Raw genomic sequence first — 18569 nt, 5'->3', positions numbered from 1 at the left:
TTAGGATTTTCAAAACAAAAGCCCCGAATTTCTTCGGAGCTTTTAGCTTATTTGATTACGACTGAAATGGTGTTGTCATCCGGTAGTCGGTCGATCAGTTTGTTGTAGGGATCGATCCCTGCTTTGACAGGTTCGCCCTTGACTTTGATTGAGATGGTGGATTGCCCCGGTTTGATTTTGTGCTTTTGGATATACAATGGATTCACACGGGTTCGTCCATTTTCATCCTTGTCCTCTCCTGCAAAAACTCCAATATCGATGTAATCTGATTCGTATTGGGCATTTTCTTCCTTACCAGTTTCATCTGCGTAGAGCTTTTGTGATTTGACTTTTAGCGTGATTTCATATTCGCCTCCTGTGATCCGCTTTGCCTGAACTTCCTCAGCTTTGTTGTCATAAAGTGTGATTTTGTTCCAAGTGTCGTCGAGATAATACTTCAGACTGTCAGGAGTTACTGCATCAAGATGCCGATAGAGGTCATAGCTTCCGGGGAATGGAGGAGTTTCTTTCAGTCCAAATTCCTGATTGAAAGCATATAAAGCTGAATTCATCGCATCTTGCCCTATCAGATCTTGAAGTCCGTAGAGTATCAAACTTCCTTTATAATACCATTGGTAAGGCCGGTTACAGTTGATAAAAGTGTTTTCCTTTTTTCCTTCATTGGATCTTCCAGACAGGTAGCGATCGAGTTCCTCCTTGAGGAATCGCTTCATGTTATCCTTGCCATACCTTCGTTCGGTCAAGATAAGAGCAGAGTATTCCGCCAAAGCTTCCGATATCAAATTGGATCCTCGGGTATAATTCGGTGTAATCTGATGACCCCACCACTGATGGGCTAGTTCGTGGGCAGTCACATAGTACACATAGTCAAAATCATCCGGACTTTTGAAATTGGCCACCCAGCCAAAACTTTCCGCAAATGGAACGGTGTTAGGGAATGATTGCGCAAAGGTGGAATACCTGGGGAACTCCAACAATCTCATTTGGCGGAATTGAAAGTCTCCATAGATCTCAGAGAAGTGGGTAATTCCGTCCTGATACGCTCCCATAAAGCGATCCAAGTTGTATTTATGCTTGGGATCGTGAAAGATTTCGAGATCCACTTTCTGTCCGCTAGGCAGATAGGCCACATCTCGCAACACCTCAAATTTCGCTGAAACGAATGTGAAAAAGGCCTGAATCGGCGTATCCTGAATGTAATGGAAATAGCGCCTTCCGTTTTCTTCCCATTCTCTTTGGAGGTAGCCTGGTGCCACAGCGATTTGACTTGGAATTGTACTGACTACCGCTTCGAATTGGATAAAATCCGCATCGTCCGCAAAAAGCAACGTCTGCTGTCCATAAGGATCCCGATGTTCGGGCAGATCTTCCGGCTTGGGAGGAAGTCCGTATTTTTTACGGTCTTCATCACTGTTCATTTCAGAACTGGCAGAATATCCGATTTCCGGAATTCCACCACTGAAGAACGTCCCATTGTAGATGAGTTCTTGACCATATCCGGAATTTGGAAAGCCAGAATTGGTTTTTTCACTGATGATGACAAAGTCCAGTGTGTCGCCAGGCATCATAGTCTGAGGCAATGCAGTGATTTTATACCATTCCCGCTCTGGCTTTTTGCCAAAAAGCTGAAACTTTCTTGCTTTGTATTCCAATGGAAAGCGATAAGGAAGTGTGTCGGCACCAAGCAATACCTTAAAATCAGTCAAGCTTGTACTGTTGAAGTGGATGGAATCAATCGGGCTATCTGTTTTATTGACCATCTGAACCTGCGCTTCAAAGAAGGCATTTCGCTCCATGGGGAATAGATCCGCCTTGATGTTGACTTTGGTAGCTTTTGGTTGAGGAATTCGGTCATATTTTTTCAATTGTAGCTCATAAGCCACTGACCTCTCTTTCCCTTCATCAGAAGTTAGATAGCCGTTTTCATAGACTACCGAATTATATATATAAGCCCCCGTAAGCAGCGCGATAGCTAAAAATGCGAAGGATAACTTTGGTGCAGGATTTCCCAATCTGGACTTTGCGGTCTTAATTCTGCTTTTCCAAGAATCTTCGATCCCACGGCTGAAGAAAATACTAAAGAACAAAACGAGGAAAATTCCCCAAGCCGTCCAATAAATATTGAACCAGATCAAAGGATCTGCGAAATGCCCAAAGCCGTTCATATCGCTCCAGGTGTATCCCGGCTTGTAACTGAAAAAGAAGAGATTGAAGTCGTAATTGGCGAAATTTCTCAGAATGATCATGACTACCCAAATGCCGATCGCAGCTGCATGTCCTGCGAACTTGTTGTTGACGACCAAGTGAACCGCAAAAACAAGCATCACCATCTGAATAAAGTCCGGAAGAGAAATCAGATAACTGTCAATCAGATAAACCGGGATATTGTATTCAAAATAGCCTTTGAAAGTCTGAACTAAAATCCCCACGATGATTGGTAGTGTGGTCAAGACCAAACAGATGAAGGCCATTCCGAAAAATTTCGAGGCGATCACCACTCCGTCTTTGACCGGAAAAGTATCATTGATCACCGAATAGCCCGTGGACTTGTCGCGGTGCAGAGCCTCTCCTGTGAAAAATACGATGATGATGAATACAAACAGCAAATAATCATAGCCTTTGTATTCCATCAAAAAGGAAGTGGAGGGGAAATTCGAAACACTGTAAATCGTATTTCCAATCCAGAAGTCCAGTACAAGAAAGATCATTCCTCCCAGTAAAATTGAGCGGAAGTACACATCTTTCAGGACATTCTGAACCTCGATTTTGGTCAAGGTTATAAAACTCTTCCACTGATAATCAGCTGTGAAGTCTGGCATTACTCGCTTAAGCAAACCGACAGGAGCTGTCTCATTGTCAGTTTTTGCAGAAAGTTTCTTTTGAACAGTTTGGAAGAAATAAGTAAAACTGAACCTGAAATAGGAAGAGACAAAGAAAAAGAGCCCGACAGAAACCCAAATGACTCTATTCCAAAGTAAATTTCCAGTCACAGAAAGCAGGAAACTGTTTTGCTCAAAAGGTGTCAAATACCGCGTCTGAATATCAAATGAATTTAATGCAAATGGATCAAGAAGCTGAACCAAATCTTTGTTTTCGATATCCTGTGCCAGGAAATTAGATAGCAGATATGCAATGAAAATGACAATGCCCCCGGAGTAAATAGATCGGATATTTCGGGTGAAAATAATCAGAGCGAAGAAAAGTGAACCTGCTAGCCAAAGGTTTGGGACGACCAGTGTAAGCCAGGGATGGAGGTAATTAATCAGGGAGTTTGGCCCATAGCGATCTGCATCTGTTCCAAAGAGGGGGCCGAGCAAACTTCCCAAATAAATTCCAAGCAATGGTCCCAGAGAAATAAACAAGAGCACGACAAATGACCCCCAAAACCGACCCATGAAATAGCCGAACTTACCAATCGGGTAGCTGAACAGGAAATTTCCGGTCTTATGCTCCAAGTCGCGGTAAAGCGGTACGCCCATCACGGCTGAAGCAATCAAAATCCCAAAAAGAGATACCAAAACCAAAAGATTGGCAATGACAATAGGGGAGTTGTGGTAGACTTTTTCCGATGCGGGGGTATTTCCAAACCCTATCAGTAGCAAGGGAACAACCAATAGCATGGCGAAGTAAATCCAGGTAGCCGGACGGCTGAACCTGTATTTCAGCTCAAATAAAAAGATGTCCTTAAACATAGACGTCGATTAGATAGTAATGGGATCAACCTTTTTGGAAATATAACTGAAGTACACATCCTCCAGATCTGCTGGAGTTGGCATAAATCCATTTCCCGGGTCTTCATCACTTTCAATTCGCAAACTCAGCTTTCCCTCGATCAACTTGGTCGAGATTACCTGATGGTCTTTTCGGTATTTTTCGAGATCGCTTTTCTCGATCGCTTTTCGGTAGATTTTTCCCTGAACAATAGAAAGCCCTTCCTTGGGTTTGCCTTGCATCAGTACTTCGCCCATGCAGATGATGGCCATATTCGAGCAAAGGGTATTTACGTCCTCGACGATGTGAGTAGAGAGAATGACAATGGTATTTTCGCCGATTTCTGAGAGCAGGTTATAAAATCGGTTACGTTCTGATGGATCTAAACCAGCCGTAGGTTCATCCACGATGATCAAAGAAGGATTGCCAACCAAAGCCTGCGCAATCCCAAATCGCTGACGCATCCCGCCGGAGAAAGTACCGAGGCCTTTTTTGCGGTCTTTGAAAAGATTTACTTTTTGTAATAGTGAAGCCACAAGTTCTTTGCGGTCGGACTTTTTCCCGATTCCTTTCATCTGTGCGATGTGGTCGAGCATCGTTTCCGCATTGATTCGGGGATAAAGCCCGAAGTCCTGTGGCAAATAGCCCAATCGTTCACGAACGGCTTGTTTGTCTTTCAGGACATCGATTCCATTCAGTGTGATTGTGCCAAAGTCAGCATCCTGAAGTGTGGCAATGGTACGCATCAGGGTGGATTTACCGGCACCGTTTGGTCCGAGTAGCCCAAACATACCCTGAGGGACTGTGAGAGAAATATCGTTTAGTGCTTTTACTCCATTTGAATAGGTTTTGGAGAGGTTTTTAATGACTAATTCCATAGATAAAAGGGTTAAAGGATCAGATTGAAGAAAGAATATCAGGAAAAGCAAATCAAAGTGGTTTCCAGTTTTTGTATTTTGAATATAAGGAATTGGTTTTAAAGACTTTCCTGTAAAATGGATAATCGCAGGCTACTAGCTTTAGATGCTGATTTTTGGCCAATGGTCACGGCTTTTTAGAAATATATTCTAGACTAAGCGTAAAATCGAAAACCCATTTCTAACAACATAGTCACATAGAAAAGCATAGAGGAAAAGCATATCCCCCAAATATAAATTGCATATCTTTTCCCGTGAGGTGAGCCACCAAGTACTGTGGCTTAAATGTTCCTTTTTTTAACCTTAAAAAAATAATTTCCAGAAAAAACTTATTGAATTATAAGCTATGTGTCTATGTGGTAATTTTTTTTTGACAAAGGTTTTGCCATTGGAATGATTTGAGTTTTCTAAAGTGCCATAATATTATATGTTTTCTGTATATCCGCTTTCTTACCAGTAGCCATAGGAAATAAGGATAGAAGTCCGATGAGACGAGCTGTGGACTGTGGACGGTCGTCTGTCGACGATTATCCGCTTTTTGCAATTTCAATTTTAGCAAACTGGTAGAATTGCGGATAATCATAATATGTTTATATTCAGTCACTTTCCGGTTTAAGAAAAATGAAAAAAATAGTGCCTTTATTATTCCTTCTTTTTTGTTCGTTTTTGGCAGAGGCCACAGAGCTAGTCAATCTCATCACCACTTATCAGGCGGATCGGGGAGCACTTTCCAGATTGTACACCAATCGGCTTTCCACAGAGTATTTCGCCCGAATGGAATCTTTCAATCAGGATTATTTGAAAAGCCTTCAAGCTCACAACTATGATGCGCTTTCGGAAGACGGCAAGATCGATTATGTACTTTTTCGCAATTACCTGGAAAAGGAATTGGCAACCTTAGACTTGGAGAAGCGGGCTTTTTCTGAAGTTCAGGCCGTGATTGCTTTCGGCAAGCCTTTGGAGGATTTTGTGACTGCTCGCCGAAGAGCTAAACAACCCAACGCCCAGGAATTGGCGGACACCTGGAATCAGGTTTCCAAATCAGTTGATACTCAATTGAAAGCTTTATCCAATTCAGCAAAATATGATTCATGGCAAAAAGCGGACTTAGCGGCATCTGCTGTGGAAAGTCTAAATCGAGTGACCAAAGAAGCCTACGATTTTTACTTCGACTATGATCCTGAATTCACCTGGTGGATGCCTGAGCCTTGGAAAAAACTGGATGCAAGTATGAAAGCGTATGCCAAAGGACTGCGCGAACACTACACCAATTCAGTCAAAGACGATGGAAGCGGAATCATCGGAAAACCGATTGGCAGAGAGGCTTTGGAAAAGCAATTGGCATTCGAAATGATCGCGTATTCTCCGGTGGAATTGATTGCAGAAGCAGAAAAGCAGTTTGCTTGGTGTGAAAAAGAAATGCTCAAAGCTTCCAATGAACTTGGTTTTGGAAATGATTGGAAAGCGGCTTTGGAGATGGTGAAAAACACTTACTTGCCAGCCGGAGCTTGGCCGGAGGAAGTGGCGAGATTGGGAGAAGAAGCAATCGAAATCATGGAGAAAAATGACTGGATTACTGTGCCTGAATTGGCCAAAGAAACCTGGAGAACGACCATGATTTCTGCCGAACGGCAGCGGGTAAGTCCGTTCTTCTTGGGCGGTGAAGTGATTCAGATTTCCTACCCAACTTCCGAAATGAGCCATGAGGAGAAAATGATGTCCATGCGTGGAAACAACCCGCATTTTTCCCGAGCTACAGTACAGCACGAATTGATCCCCGGTCATCATTTGCAGCAGTTTATGAATCAGCGGGTGATGACGCATCGCAGAATGTTTGGCACACCCTTTTGGACAGAAGGCTGGGCACTGTACTGGGAGTTTGTGCTGTGGGATCGGGACTTTCCTCGGGATGGCAAGGACAAAGTGGGCATGCTCTTCTGGAGAATGCACCGCTGTGCACGGATTATTTTCTCCCTGAATTATCACCTGGGCAAAATGACTCCGCAGCAGTGCATTGATCTGTTGGTGGATAAAGTGGGACACGAAGTGGCCAATGCCGAGGCAGAGGTCAGACGTTCATTTGAAGGAAGCTACGGGCCACTTTACCAGATCGCTTATATGATCGGAGCTTTGGAAATCTATTCCCTGAGAGCTGAAATGGTGGATGGCGGTAAGATGGCTGAAAAGGAGTTTCACGACCTGATCATGTCCCAAAATGCGATGCCGATCGAGATTCTGAGAGCGAAAGTTACGGGCAAGCCACTGGATAAGGACCATAAGACGAGCTGGAGGTTTTTGGATTGAAACAGCTTTGAAGAAAAAAACGTAAATTCGACTAGTTCTCAATTTTAAATGGTAATCCTGTGAACGCAGAAAAACTCAAGCTGAATCTTATCCAACGAGTGATGAAGATTGAAAAAACCGCAACCTTGGAAAGGATTGAGGATTTAATGATCCAAGAAGAAATGGAGGCAAGATTCCAAGAATCTTTGGAGGATATTAAAGAAGGGAGGGTTCATTCATTGGAAGAATTTAAACATATGAATGAAAAATGGTGGAAGGAACGAGATATGAAATAATATTCACACGGTCGGCCATTTTAAGGTACCAAAATGAAGTTTATCCGTATCTAAATTCAAACTTTAGTCGAAATCGAGTTTTCGAGATTGACTTTGAAATTTTTGAGAAAGTTGAAACGCTACAATATCAACCGCATCGTAGTTCAAGGGAGAAGACTTTTGTCGAGGATCCAAAAAAAGTAAGGTTTTTGCTATTTCGAGCTTCTAGAAATTTTGAACTTAAGATTTTGTTTTTTGTAGATGAATTAACTCAAAAAGTTACTGTCACCGATTTTTTCCCAACCAAAATGAATCCCACTAGGATGAAATCATAAAAAAAAGGAGGCCGAAAATCAGCCTCCTTTTCTGTTTAAACTTAACCATTATGAAGATTTAATTTTCTGTAGGGGACTCGTCTTTTTTGTCTTTCAGTGTAAAAATAATAACTCCGTTTTTACCTTTTTCTCCAAAGCGAATCGAAGCTGTTTCACCTTTTAGGACTTCAAGGCTTTCTATGTTTTTTGGATCAACACTTTGTACATCAAACAATTGTTCAAAAGATCCATTTTTGTTTTTTATATAGTAAATTGGATTGGTATTCTCCTTATCCGGGTCTGGCTGAAAGTAAATTTTACCTCCATCTGGGAAAATTGTTACATCACCCTCAGGGCTTACTTTGCTGGTAAAAACTCCGTGACTGGTTCCTTTCACTGAGGCAATTCCTTTGACATTTGGACCCGTTCCCACTCTATATTTTGGGCTAGTGGATTGAAGAGTTGGGGAAATGTTTGAAGGTATATTAGTAGTACCGTAAACTGTCCACTTTTTTGAAGAATTTAAAGTTGCTTGTTGATTCTCAGTCAGCTCATTTTTAATCGCTACCAATGTGGAAAGCTGCTTTTTCTTCAGTTGATTTTCCAGATTCAGGACTAGGTCCATTTGCTTGGAAACGGCCGTCGGATCAGGTTTGGTTTGAGCCAAGAGCTTTTTAAGCTTTGCAGTTTCGGCGTCCAAATCCCATTTCAGCGTGCTGAAATCAGCGGCGTTTGTGCTGTGGATTTTTTTGATTTTATTTGCCTGATCATCGGTCAAGGAGATTTTATCTCTGTTTTTCATGACTAGGTCAGCAGAGTATAGGTATTCCTGAAACATGTCTTGCGCATTGGCAAGACTTGCAGTTAGGAAAAAGAGCAGGAAAAGGGTTCGTTTTATCATAATTTTTCAGTTTATCAGGTTTGTGTTTTAATAATAAGTTGGTTTAGTTTTCTTCGGTCTACGGTCTTCCATCTACATCAGTATTCGGCTAATAATGATGAAGTCGGCGACTCCCAAGTTTCTAAATAAGTTTTCTCTTCAATGAGAATTTGTTGCTCTTGATTTACATCTTGCTTCAGTGTGATGATGATCACATCTACAGGCGCTTCGGGACTGCTCTCTTGCTTCGGGAATAGGAAAAATCCTAGCAGCAGTGAAGCAGCAATTCCCAACGGAATCCACCAATTAATAGTCCTTGCCTCTGCCACTTCCGGAAAGTCCGGAGTTGGGATTTCAAGGTCTTTTTCCTTCATCTCCTGAAAGAAAAGAAGTAATTCTTTTTCTGATTCGTCTCGTATCATTTCTCTATTCTTATTTTTTCAATCCACTCTTTCAATCTCTTTTTTCCACGCTCGTAATGCGTTCGCACGGTGCCGATGTGCAGCTGTAGTACCTCGGCCGTCTGTTCCAGGGTCATACCGTGGTAGAAAATCATCAGCATCACTTCTTGCTGCATTTTTGGAAGTCTGCGGATGAGTGCCTCGTAATTGACCTCGTCCGATTCAGCTTCTTCCCAAGCTACCTCAACCTCATTTTCCAGGCTTTCCCATTTCCCCGCCTTCCGCAACTCATCTATTGCAGTAAATCGGATAATGGAAAACAGCCAGGTTTTTGCATTTCGGTCCTCTCTCAACTTAGCTTTTCCTTCCAGAATTTTCAGAAATACCAGTTGGATCACATCCTTGGCCGACTCTCCGTCAAATCCACAGCATTGTCTTGCCCATAGGTAGGCTTCTCGATGGTGCTGTCGGAGTAAAGTTTCGAGCTGGTTTCGGTTCATTTACACTACTTAATCGAAGAAGTGGGGGATTTATATGACAAGGGTTCCAAAAAAAAGTTGGAAGGTTGTAAAGTTGAAAGGTTGTAAGGTTGTGGCAACTTTGCAACTTTACCACATTACAACTTTGCAACTCCTCCATGTGGCCTCAACTTATCCGCCGATTCCGACATTACCTCAAGCTTGAGCGATCGCTCAGCGAAAATTCCATCGAGGCATACACCCGGGATGTGGAGAAGTTGGCAGCTTTTGCAGAAAAAGAATTTGTGGGAAAAAGTCCTTTGGAAATGGAGTTGGAGCATCTTCGCAGATTTGTCAATGCCTTGGCGGCTTTGGAGATTTCGGCTTTTTCCCAAGCACGGATTATCTCCGGCATCAAAGCTTTCTACCGCTTTCTGATGTATGAGGACAAAATCAAAGAAGATCCTGCCCAACTTCTTGAAGCCCCCAAACTTGGCAGAAAACTTCCTGACACTTTAAGTTTTCAGGAGATCGAACTTTTACTGGAAGCAATTCCACTTGGCGAGTCAGAAGGCCATCGCAACCGGGCCATGCTGGAGATGCTCTACAGTTCCGGCTTACGGGTCAGTGAGTTGGTAGAACTGAAAAAGAGCCAGGTATTTACCGAAATAGGATTTCTCAAAGTGGTGGGAAAAGGAAATAAGGAACGCTTGGTCCCTGTTGGGAAGGATGCCTTAAAGTATCTCAGGATCTATCAGGAGGAAGTCCGGGTACATCAAACTCCTACAAAGGGTCATGAGGAGTTTGTCTTCTTAAATCGCCGCGGCCAAAAACTGACCCGGGTGATGGTTTTTCTGATTATTAAAAAGACGGCTGAGCAAGCCGGAATCAAAAAGAACATCAGCCCGCATACGTTCCGGCACTCCTTTGCCACTCATTTGATCGAAGGAGGAGCTGATTTGAGAGCCGTACAGGAAATGCTCGGTCATGAAAGCATCACCACGACGGAGATTTACACGCACCTAGATCGGGATTACCTGAGGCAGGTGCTAACAGATTTTCACCCGAGAAAGTGAGCAGATTTCGGACTTTGGATATCGGATTTCGGATTTTTTGAAAAACCTAAATCACCTATAATCGTCTTTGGTTAATTAAAATCTCATTGATGAAAAAGCTGATTATCCTTCTACTTTCCCTTTTATTTTTAGCCTCCTGCACCAATTCCAAAATCTACACTACTCGTAGTTGCACCGTCTGTCTCAATCCAGAAGATGGTATTTTGTTACTGCCTCTAGCTTGGGAACCGAGTTTCCGGCAACTCAGCGTTGCTCAGAAAAACCAACTTGAGCGGCAGATTCTTTCTGACTTAAAAGCAAAAGGATATGATCGAATTGAGCTTTATGACCAACTCGATTATGAGTTACTCAAAGCCGGAATCCAGGACTTAAACGATCCGTTCCAACGAGCTAAAATCCAATTTGAACTAGGCTATTCCTACCTTTTGGGCCTTTCATTAGGGTCCACTCGGGAAGGAGAAGGTTGGTCCTATCAGACCGAACAAGAAGCTTTTGCACTTGATCCGGTTCCTGATATGGAAGTGAGTGCAATACTTAGGATTGCTCTTATTGAAGTTTCTTCAGGAGAAATCGTCTCAGACAATACAGTAGTTTCCAAAAATTCAGGCTTCAGCAAACCCGACAAAGATGGAGGCTTGGATTATTGGAATTTTGCGACTATTTCAGGAGTAATTCAAAAAGGTGTAGCAAAGGGAGTCGACTTCCTTACTAAACAATGTGCTTGTTCGGTCAACTGAAAATCAAGAATCCAAACAAGAACACCTCAAAATCAAATTCGGATCAGGGCAATTCCTCTGATAGAATTCCAACTCTTTCTCAGCTGCTACACCCGGATAATCTCCCCAATTTTCTCCCAAATCCCACATCAATTGAAAATGCAAATGTGGAGGCCAATCCCCGTTCTCTGGAAAAGGGCCGACGTGACAAAGCTTTTCTCCTGCCTTAATTTTTCTACCTACTTCCAGCTTTTCTAAGTCTTTTTGAAAAAGATGTCCATAGAGTGAAAAGAGCTTTTTCCCATCAAGCTCATGCTCCAAAATGATCGTTGGTCCATAATTTCCAAATCCGGCATTGTCCTGAAAACTGTGAATCATTCCGTCTATCGGAGCGAATACGGGAGCGCCTGCTTCGGTCCAAATGTCAACACCCAGATGAATGTTTCTAAACGCTGCTGCTGTCGCAAAGACTTCACTTCTCCGGTAGATTGCCCGTTTTTCAAGGTAGCCTCCGATTCCGTATTTTTTGTTTTTCTGCCTCAGCTGATTGAATACGTACTGATTAAAAACTTCAGTTTTTGAAAGATCGACTGGTTTCAATTCATGATTCCCCTCTGTAAAATCAAGTTTTAGGGTGTTTTCAAAAGAAAGGCTTTCTCCCATTATCGCGTAGAAATCGAATTTATTCAAGTTCATAAGGCCAAAAATAGGGTGTAAGGCGAAAGAACTAAGTATAAAGACATAAGATTTTAGACAGGCTTTTTAAAAATTTATCCTACTGGTTTCAAAATTTTCATGAACTCCTTTTAACTTTCTGATATAAGCTCTAAGACTTTTTAAGTCAAATTTTTATAGTTATTATTTCTTTAATCAATGTCTTGAGTCTTGTTTCTTATGTCTTAATTCTGTTATTCCCTTTCCCCTTCCGATTATTTTTCTAATTTTGCGCCAATTTGGACGTAAGTATTCTCTCTCCCTATCCCACCTCGAAATGCCAAAAGACAGTAGCATCAAGCACGTTCTCATCATCGGTTCAGGTCCCATCGTCATCGGTCAAGCTTGCGAATTCGACTATGCAGGCTCTCAGGCGGCACGTTCACTTCGCGAAGAAGGCATCATTGTCACACTGATCAATTCCAATCCGGCCACGATCATGACCGACCCGGTTACCGCTGACAATGTGTATCTGCTTCCATTGGATAAGAATTCCATCAAAAAAATCCTGACAGCTCATCCCGACATTGATGCTGTACTTCCTACTATGGGCGGTCAGACAGCTTTGAATCTTGCCATTGACTGCGATAAAGCAGGTATTTGGGACAAATTTGGAGTCAAGATGATCGGTGTGGATATCGCTGCGATTGATACCGCCGAAAATCGAGAAAAATTCAAAGCGCTGATGGAAGAAATTGGCGTTGGAGTTTGCCTAGGTGATACTGCCACCTCTTTCCTTCAAGGCAAAGAAATCGCTCAGGAGATTGGTTTTCCATTGATTATCCGTGCTTCCTATACTCTTGGTGGTGCTGGTGGTGCTTTTGTGGAGAAAGAGGAAGACTTCGAAAAATACCTAGTTGCAGGACTTCAGGCTTCTCCGGTTCATGAGGTGCTGATCGAGCAAAGCATCATGGGTTGGAAAGAGTACGAGCTCGAAGTGATGCGGGACAATATCGGGAACATGATCGTGATCTGTTCCATCGAAAATTTTGACCCTTGTGGCGTACATACAGGAGATTCGATCACTGTCGCTCCGGCATTGACTTTACCGGATACGGTTTATCAACGCATGAGAAATTATGCGATCACCATGATGAACAGTATCGGGAATTTTGCCGGTGGCTGTAACGTGCAGTTTGCCGTGAGTCCCGATAATCAGACCATCATCGGTATCGAGATCAACCCACGCGTATCGAGATCTTCTGCTCTGGCTTCCAAAGCTACCGGATACCCAATAGCCAAAGTCGCTGCAAAGCTTGCCATCGGATACAATCTGGACGAGTTGAGCAACTCAATAACCAAGACTACCTCTGCATTTTTTGAGCCTACGATCGACTATGTGATCGTAAAGATCCCGCGATGGAACTTTGACAAGTTCAAAGGGTCTGACAGAAAGCTTGGATTATCCATGAAGTCTGTCGGGGAAGTGATGGGCATCGGGCGAAACTTCCAAGAAGCCTTACAAAAAGCCTGTCAGTCACTTGAGATCAAGCGAAACGGACTGGGTGCTGATGGCAAAGAGCTAAAAGACCAGGATAAAATCCTCTACTCCTTGGCCAATCCAAGTTGGGACAGACTATTTCATGTTTATGATGCCTTTAAGCTTGGAATTTCTTTCCGCACGATCCACGATCTTACGAAAATAGACAAGTGGTTCCTTCGACAGATTGAGGAGTTGATTCATTTTGAGAATGAGGTTTCAAAATATAAAATTGATACCATTCCATTTGAGGTAATGGATCAGGCCAAAAAGAAAGGCTATGCAGATCGTCAGATTGCACATTTGTTGGATTGCCTTGAAAGCGAGGTTTTCAACAAGCGATATGATGAAATGGGAATCAAGCGCGTGTACAAAATTGTAGATACCTGTGCGGCTGAATTTGAAGCCAAGACACCCTATTATTACTCGACCTTCGGTGAAGAAAATGAATCTGTAAGATCGGATAAGAAAAAAGTGGTGGTTTTGGGCTCCGGTCCAAATCGTGTCGGTCAAGGCATCGAGTTTGACTACTCTTGCGTGCATGGAGTTTTGGCAGCCAAAGAATGCGGCTATGAGACCATCATGATCAACTGCAACCCGGAAACTGTTTCCACGGACTTTGATATCGCAGATAAACTTTACTTTGAGCCGGTATTCTGGGAGCACATTTACGAGATAATCCTACATGAAAACCCGGTAGGCGTCATCGTTCAGCTTGGAGGTCAGACTGCCTTGAAACTGGCGGAAAAGCTGGATAAGTACGGAATCAAGATCATAGGAACCAGCTTCGAAGCATTGGATCTGGCTGAAGACAGAGGCCGATTCTCTAGGCTCTTGAAAGATCTGAATGTCCCTTATCCGGAGTTTGGCACGATTCACAATACCGACGAGGCATTGGAACTTTGCAAGACGATCGGATTCCCCCTTTTGGTTCGTCCAAGCTATGTATTGGGAGGACAGGGAATGAAGATTGTGATCAACGAGAAAGAGCTCGAACAGCATGTAGTCAATGTCTTAAGAGATATACCAAATAATGAGATTCTGCTCGATCATTTTCTTGAAAATGCAATTGAAGCAGAAGCTGATGCGATTTGTGATGGAGAAAATGTCTACATCATCGGTGTCATGCAGCACATTGAGCCTGCAGGTATTCACTCAGGCGATTCTTACGCAGTATTACCTCCATACAATTTGGGCGACTTAGTGATGCGGCAAATCGAGGTTCATACCAAGAAAATTGCCTTGGCTTTGAAAACAGTAGGCTTGATCAATATCCAATTTGCGATTAAAAATGACAAGGTGTACATCATTGAAGCCAATCCAAGAGCTTCCCGTACCGTACCATTTATCTGCAAAGCCTATCAGGAACCTTATGTCAATTATGCCGTAAAGGTGATGCTGGGGGAGAAAAAGGTGACCGACTTTGAATTCAAACCTGTGAAAAAAGGTTATGCCATCAAGGAACCCGTGTTCTCTTTTCATAAATTCCCGAATGTAAATAAGGAGTTGGGGCCTGAAATGAAATCAACCGGAGAGGCGATTTATTTTATTGATGACTTGATGGATGATTATTTCTTGAAAATCTATGCAGAGCGAAACCTCTACTTAAGCAGATAAAATCGGAAAAAATTAATGGGTGGACTATTAAAATTTGTAATTATTCTTCTTGGCGTGGGTTGGCTTTTGGGCCAACTCATCCGCTATTTCCTTCGCACCAAGCTTGCAAAATTTGCGAGGCAAGTCAATGAAGCCGCAATGGAAGAAAGACGCGCTCAGCAGCAAGCTTCAAGATCCAAGAATTCGGTGAATGTGGATTTCATTCCTCGTGAGGAAATCGAAAAACGAAAAAAAGACATCGAAGGCGGAGAATACGTCGATTTTGAAGAAGTGAAGGAATAATCCTTCACTTTTTTTATTTTTTGGTCAAATGATCAGCCCCTAATTACCTCCATAAACAATCAGTTTTAACCTCTTTTAGAGAATCCATCCGCACTATTATTTCTAACTCTCCTTTCTTCTAGTATCTTCGCCAAAAAATAAGTTGATTGCCAATGCGAATATTTTTATTAACAATCTCCCTGAGTTTTTTTTCGCTAAGCCTTTTTGCTCAAAAAATCTCAATCAGTGGTACAGTAAAAGATGGTGATACAGGTGAAACCCTAATTGGAGTTAATATTTTTGATAAGAAAAACCAAAAAGGTGCCATCACAAATAATTATGGGTTTTTCAGTTACTCCTCATTTGAAAAAGAAGTAGAGTTGGTTTTCAGCTATGTGGGCTATGAGCCTGAATTGCTATCTCTGAAACTGCAAAAAGATACACTCATAACCGTGGAGTTGAGGCCTTCAGGTCTACTCAAGGAAGTAGTCATAGAGGGAGAGCGATCAGATCCCATTCAGGAGAGTACACAGATGGGAGCCATTAATATTCCTCTTCGTGAAATCAAAAACCTACCCGCGCTGATGGGTGAGGTAGATATTTTCAAAGTAATCCAACTCCTTCCTGGTGTGCAGTCTGGATCTGAGGGTACATCAGGCTTGTATGTAAGAGGAGGAAGCCCAGATCAAAATTTGATATTGTTGGATGGTGTACCTGTCTATAATGCTTCACATTTATTCGGTTTCTTTTCGGTTTTCAATGACGGAGCTATCAACAATGTGGAGCTGATCAAAGGTGGATTTCCTGCCAGATTTGGGGGGCGGCTTTCGTCGGTAATCGATATTTCCATGAAAGAAGGAAATATGAAGGAATTCAAAGGAGAAGGAAGTATTGGGTTGATTGCTTCGAAAATCACGCTTGAAGGCCCTATCAAAAAGGATAAAACTTCTTTCTTGTTTTCCGGAAGGAGAACTTACTTGGATATGATTGCGAGGCCTATAATCCGAAAATCGACCGGGGGGAATGAAGATGTCGGGTACTTCTTTTATGATCTCAATGCCAAAGTGAATCACATTTTTGACAAGAAAAATCGCCTTTATCTCAGTTATTATGGAGGACAGGATGTCGGCTATTCGAAATACAAAAATACTTGGAATAGAACTGACGGAGTGAATGTGAGCGAGGAAGAAGCCGGCTTGGGTTGGGGAAACAACATTGCAGCGGTACGATGGAATCACATCTTTAATCAGCGATTATTTGCCAATTTCACAGGTACGTTTACCCAATACAAATTCAGGGTTTTCTCTGATTACGAGAGTAGTTTTATTCCAAGTCAAGGTGGAGAACCTCAACAAGAATTCTATTCTTCAGATTATTTCTCGGGGATTCGTGATGTCGCTGTAAAAGCGGACTTTGACTTTATTCCAAACCCAGCGCACTACATCCGCTGGGGCGGAATGTGGATCAATCATCGATTCACTCCGGGAGTATTTGCTTCCAAAGAGAATCAAAGGCCTGAAGTCAGAGAAGGAGGAACTCCATCTGATAGCCAAGAAATGTCCCTCTACCTGGAAGATGATTTTTCAGTTGGAGATCGATTCAAGTTCAATGTTGGGGTACATTTTTCAGGTTTTTTGGCAGATGTGAAGACTTATACTTTTCTGCAGCCACGCTTTACTGCTCGATATTTATTGGATCCCAATTCCTCGATTAAGGTTTCATACGTACAGATGGCCCAGTTTATCCATTTGCTGACCAATGCAGGACTTGGCTTGCCAACTGATCTTTGGGTGCCTTCAACCGATCGAATTGGTCCACAGGAAAGCTGGCAGGTAGCAGCGGGTTATTTCAGGAAGTTGGGATATGGACTTGAGTTAAGTGTGGAGGGTTACTACAAGGATATGCAGGGTGTCATCGAATATCAGGACGGTGCTTCATTTCTGAATACCACTTCTGATTGGCAGGATAAGGTGTCATCAGGAGAAGGCAGAAGCTATGGGCTGGAAGTGCTTTTGCAAAAGAAAATAGGAAAAACCACTGGCTGGGTTGGCTATACTTTATCCAAAACAGAGCGCAGATTTGATGACATCAATTTTGGGGATTGGTTTCCATTTCGATACGACCGAAGACATGACATCAGTGTAACGGCAGTTCATCAATTGTCAGATCGGATTGATCTATCAGGAACCTGGGTTTTTGGAACCGGTAATTTTATCACGGTACCTACCCAGCGCTACCAACATGCTACAAGTGTTATAGTTGATGGTTTTACGCGCTTTGGCGGCCTGTACGTAGATTACTTCGAGTCTAGGAATAATTTCCAGATGAGAAGCTACCACAGAATGGATTTGGGAATCAATTTTCATAAAGAAAAAAAATGGGGCAAGCGCACCTGGAATGTGTCTATTTATAATGTCTACAGCAGGTTGAATCCATTCTTTATGGATATCAGCTACAATTATGACTTACAGAGGAATCAATTGAGGCAATTCAGCTTGTTCCCGATTGTGCCTTCAGCCTCTTACCGATTTACATTTTAATGATGACGAATAGAATTAAAAGCAGCATACCATTAGTACTTCTTCTCTCGATCATTTGGGGATGTGAGCGGTTTTTGGAAGTGGAACTACCCGGACAGGAACCTCGATTGGTGATGAATTCGCTTCTTGAAAACTCAGATACGATTCGTGTTTACCTGACGAAAAGTAGAGGGATTTTGGAAGGAAGAGAATACGATGGTTTCGAATATGTGAAGGGTGGAAAAGTATTCCTTAAAAACGAATCTGGAGCCATTTTTCCATTTGCTTTTATAGACAAAAGTAATCCAATTGAATCTTTCGCTTATTACTATTTGGCAGGGTATGACTTTAAGGATAATGAACGATATGAAATTCTTGCAGAAAGTGAGGGGTTTAAACCAATAAGTGGGGAGGTTCAATTTCCCGAACCAATAGCGATCAAAGAAATATCTTATCGAAACTTAGGTCCAGTTGAGTCTTTTACAAGCCAAGATTTGCTTGAGTTTACCGTGAAATTTGATGACCTGCCTGGGAAGAATTTTTATGAATTGAAAGGGCGATTTTATGGGCCTAGTACCACTCAAGCGAATAGTTTTTACTCAGGAGATCTTTACCCAAGGCCGGTTAATCCTGCTTACCAACGTGATTCATGGACTTACAGTGGTTTATTATTCGATGACGTTTTGCTTTCCGGAAAGGATTCGGAGATAGTGTTTAGATCTACTTTCCCTAGAGATTATGACTTAGAGGTGACAATTAATCTTTCGCATGTTTCCGAGTCATATTATCGATATGAAGAGACCGTGGGACTTCAGAACTATAATAGGGGAGATTTTCTGTCACAGCCTGTCTTGGTCTACACTAATATTAAAAATGGAATGGGGATTTTGAAAGCACGAAATACTGACACAAAAATCTTGAAAATCCTCTTGGAGGAGTGATCAACT

General features: G+C 42.3%; 14 protein-coding genes. 8 read left to right on the top strand and 6 right to left on the bottom strand.

Going from position 1 to position 18569, the window contains the following annotated elements:
• Window positions 1–47: 47 nt before the first annotated feature.
• Window positions 48–3692 (bottom strand): ABC transporter permease/M1 family aminopeptidase, encoded by a 3645-nt coding sequence (locus tag BLQ81_RS11925; protein WP_092730262.1) that lies wholly within the window; start codon window positions 3690–3692, stop codon window positions 48–50.
• 9 nt (window positions 3693–3701) lie between these two features.
• A complete protein-coding gene (locus BLQ81_RS11920; protein ID WP_092730260.1) occupies window positions 3702–4589 on the bottom strand; it encodes an ABC transporter ATP-binding protein in 888 nt (295 codons plus the stop codon).
• 660 nt (window positions 4590–5249) lie between these two features.
• Between BLQ81_RS11920 and BLQ81_RS11915 the strand changes: the two genes are divergently transcribed.
• Together BLQ81_RS11915 and BLQ81_RS11910 are read left to right on the top strand one after the other, a co-directional pair.
• On the top strand, window positions 5250–6932 hold the full coding sequence (locus tag BLQ81_RS11915; protein ID WP_092730258.1) for a DUF885 family protein: 1683 nt from the start codon (window positions 5250–5252) through the stop codon (window positions 6930–6932).
• Window positions 6933–6991: 59 nt separating this feature from the next.
• Window positions 6992–7207: a hypothetical protein gene (locus BLQ81_RS11910; protein ID WP_092730256.1), complete on the top strand. Its 216-nt coding sequence runs from the start codon at window positions 6992–6994 to the stop codon at window positions 7205–7207.
• A 372-nt stretch (window positions 7208–7579) separates the two neighbouring features.
• Here the strand turns inward: BLQ81_RS11910 and BLQ81_RS11900 are convergent, their stop codons facing one another.
• The 3 genes from BLQ81_RS11900 to BLQ81_RS11890 form a co-directional block, all read right to left on the bottom strand.
• Window positions 7580–8401, bottom strand: coding sequence for a Spy/CpxP family protein refolding chaperone (locus BLQ81_RS11900; RefSeq protein WP_139183622.1), 822 nt, complete (start codon window positions 8399–8401; stop codon window positions 7580–7582).
• 77 nt (window positions 8402–8478) lie between these two features.
• A complete protein-coding gene (locus BLQ81_RS11895) occupies window positions 8479–8802 on the bottom strand; it encodes a hypothetical protein (protein ID WP_245693251.1) in 324 nt (107 codons plus the stop codon).
• Window positions 8799–9281, bottom strand: coding sequence for an RNA polymerase sigma factor (locus BLQ81_RS11890; RefSeq protein ID WP_092730250.1), 483 nt, complete (start codon window positions 9279–9281; stop codon window positions 8799–8801). Before BLQ81_RS11890 ends, BLQ81_RS11895 begins: the two co-directional genes overlap by 4 nt.
• Before the next feature lie 137 nt (window positions 9282–9418).
• Here BLQ81_RS11890 and xerD point away from each other — a divergent pair, with 137 nt between their 5' ends.
• Together xerD and BLQ81_RS11880 are read left to right on the top strand one after the other, a co-directional pair.
• Window positions 9419–10315, top strand: a complete 897-nt coding sequence (xerD, locus tag BLQ81_RS11885; protein ID WP_092730248.1) for a site-specific tyrosine recombinase XerD — start codon at window positions 9419–9421, stop codon at window positions 10313–10315.
• Between the two features lie 89 nt (window positions 10316–10404).
• Window positions 10405–11052, top strand: coding sequence for a hypothetical protein (locus BLQ81_RS11880; protein WP_092730246.1), 648 nt, complete (start codon window positions 10405–10407; stop codon window positions 11050–11052).
• Between the two features lie 3 nt (window positions 11053–11055).
• Here BLQ81_RS11880 and BLQ81_RS11875 read toward each other — a convergent pair whose 3' ends face one another.
• Entirely contained in the window at window positions 11056–11727 is a 672-nt protein-coding gene (locus BLQ81_RS11875; protein WP_092730244.1) for a peptidoglycan DD-metalloendopeptidase family protein, read from the bottom strand.
• Between the two features lie 295 nt (window positions 11728–12022).
• Between BLQ81_RS11875 and carB the strand changes: the two genes are divergently transcribed.
• The 4 genes from carB (at window position 12023) to BLQ81_RS11855 (ending at window position 18563) form a co-directional block, all read left to right on the top strand.
• On the top strand, window positions 12023–14842 hold the full coding sequence (carB, locus tag BLQ81_RS11870) for a carbamoyl-phosphate synthase large subunit (RefSeq protein WP_092730242.1): 2820 nt from the start codon (window positions 12023–12025) through the stop codon (window positions 14840–14842).
• A gap of 15 nt (window positions 14843–14857) precedes the next feature.
• Window positions 14858–15124: a DUF4834 family protein gene (locus BLQ81_RS11865; RefSeq protein WP_092730240.1), complete on the top strand. Its 267-nt coding sequence runs from the start codon at window positions 14858–14860 to the stop codon at window positions 15122–15124.
• A gap of 152 nt (window positions 15125–15276) precedes the next feature.
• Complete coding sequence (locus tag BLQ81_RS11860) at window positions 15277–17643, top strand: TonB-dependent receptor (RefSeq protein WP_092730238.1); 2367 nt, start codon at window positions 15277–15279, stop codon at window positions 17641–17643.
• Window positions 17643–18563 (top strand): DUF4249 domain-containing protein, encoded by a 921-nt coding sequence (locus BLQ81_RS11855; protein ID WP_092730236.1) that lies wholly within the window; start codon window positions 17643–17645, stop codon window positions 18561–18563. The genes BLQ81_RS11860 and BLQ81_RS11855 overlap by 1 nt, the downstream gene beginning before the upstream one ends.
• Window positions 18564–18569 lie beyond the last annotated feature (6 nt).

This window comes from Algoriphagus alkaliphilus (genome assembly GCF_900103735.1).
In the GTDB taxonomy this organism is placed as follows: Bacteria; Bacteroidota; Bacteroidia; order Cytophagales; family Cyclobacteriaceae; genus Algoriphagus; species Algoriphagus alkaliphilus.
The sequence above is the reverse complement of the archived record's forward strand: the minus strand, read 5'-3'. Positions and strand labels throughout refer to the sequence as shown.

Bases quoted from the DNA above. Each gene is read 5' to 3' on its own strand.
- BLQ81_RS11925 (WP_092730262.1), bottom strand. From the start codon at position 3,692: ATGTTTAAGGACATCTTTTTATTTGAGCTGAAATACAGGTTCAGCCGT.
- BLQ81_RS11920 (WP_092730260.1), bottom strand. From the start codon at position 4,589: ATGGAATTAGTCATTAAAAACCTCTCCAAAACCTATTCAAATGGAGTA.
- BLQ81_RS11915 (WP_092730258.1), top strand. From the start codon at position 5,250: ATGAAAAAAATAGTGCCTTTATTATTCCTTCTTTTTTGTTCGTTTTTG.
- BLQ81_RS11900 (WP_139183622.1), bottom strand. From the start codon at position 8,401: ATGATAAAACGAACCCTTTTCCTGCTCTTTTTCCTAACTGCAAGTCTT.
- BLQ81_RS11895 (WP_245693251.1), bottom strand. From the start codon at position 8,802: ATGATACGAGACGAATCAGAAAAAGAATTACTTCTTTTCTTTCAGGAG.
- BLQ81_RS11890 (WP_092730250.1), bottom strand. From the start codon at position 9,281: ATGAACCGAAACCAGCTCGAAACTTTACTCCGACAGCACCATCGAGAA.
- xerD (WP_092730248.1), top strand. From the start codon at position 9,419: ATGTGGCCTCAACTTATCCGCCGATTCCGACATTACCTCAAGCTTGAG.
- BLQ81_RS11880 (WP_092730246.1), top strand. From the start codon at position 10,405: ATGAAAAAGCTGATTATCCTTCTACTTTCCCTTTTATTTTTAGCCTCC.
- BLQ81_RS11875 (WP_092730244.1), bottom strand. From the start codon at position 11,727: ATGAACTTGAATAAATTCGATTTCTACGCGATAATGGGAGAAAGCCTT.
- carB (WP_092730242.1), top strand. From the start codon at position 12,023: ATGCCAAAAGACAGTAGCATCAAGCACGTTCTCATCATCGGTTCAGGT.
- BLQ81_RS11865 (WP_092730240.1), top strand. From the start codon at position 14,858: ATGGGTGGACTATTAAAATTTGTAATTATTCTTCTTGGCGTGGGTTGG.
- BLQ81_RS11860 (WP_092730238.1), top strand. From the start codon at position 15,277: ATGCGAATATTTTTATTAACAATCTCCCTGAGTTTTTTTTCGCTAAGC.
- BLQ81_RS11855 (WP_092730236.1), top strand. From the start codon at position 17,643: ATGATGACGAATAGAATTAAAAGCAGCATACCATTAGTACTTCTTCTC.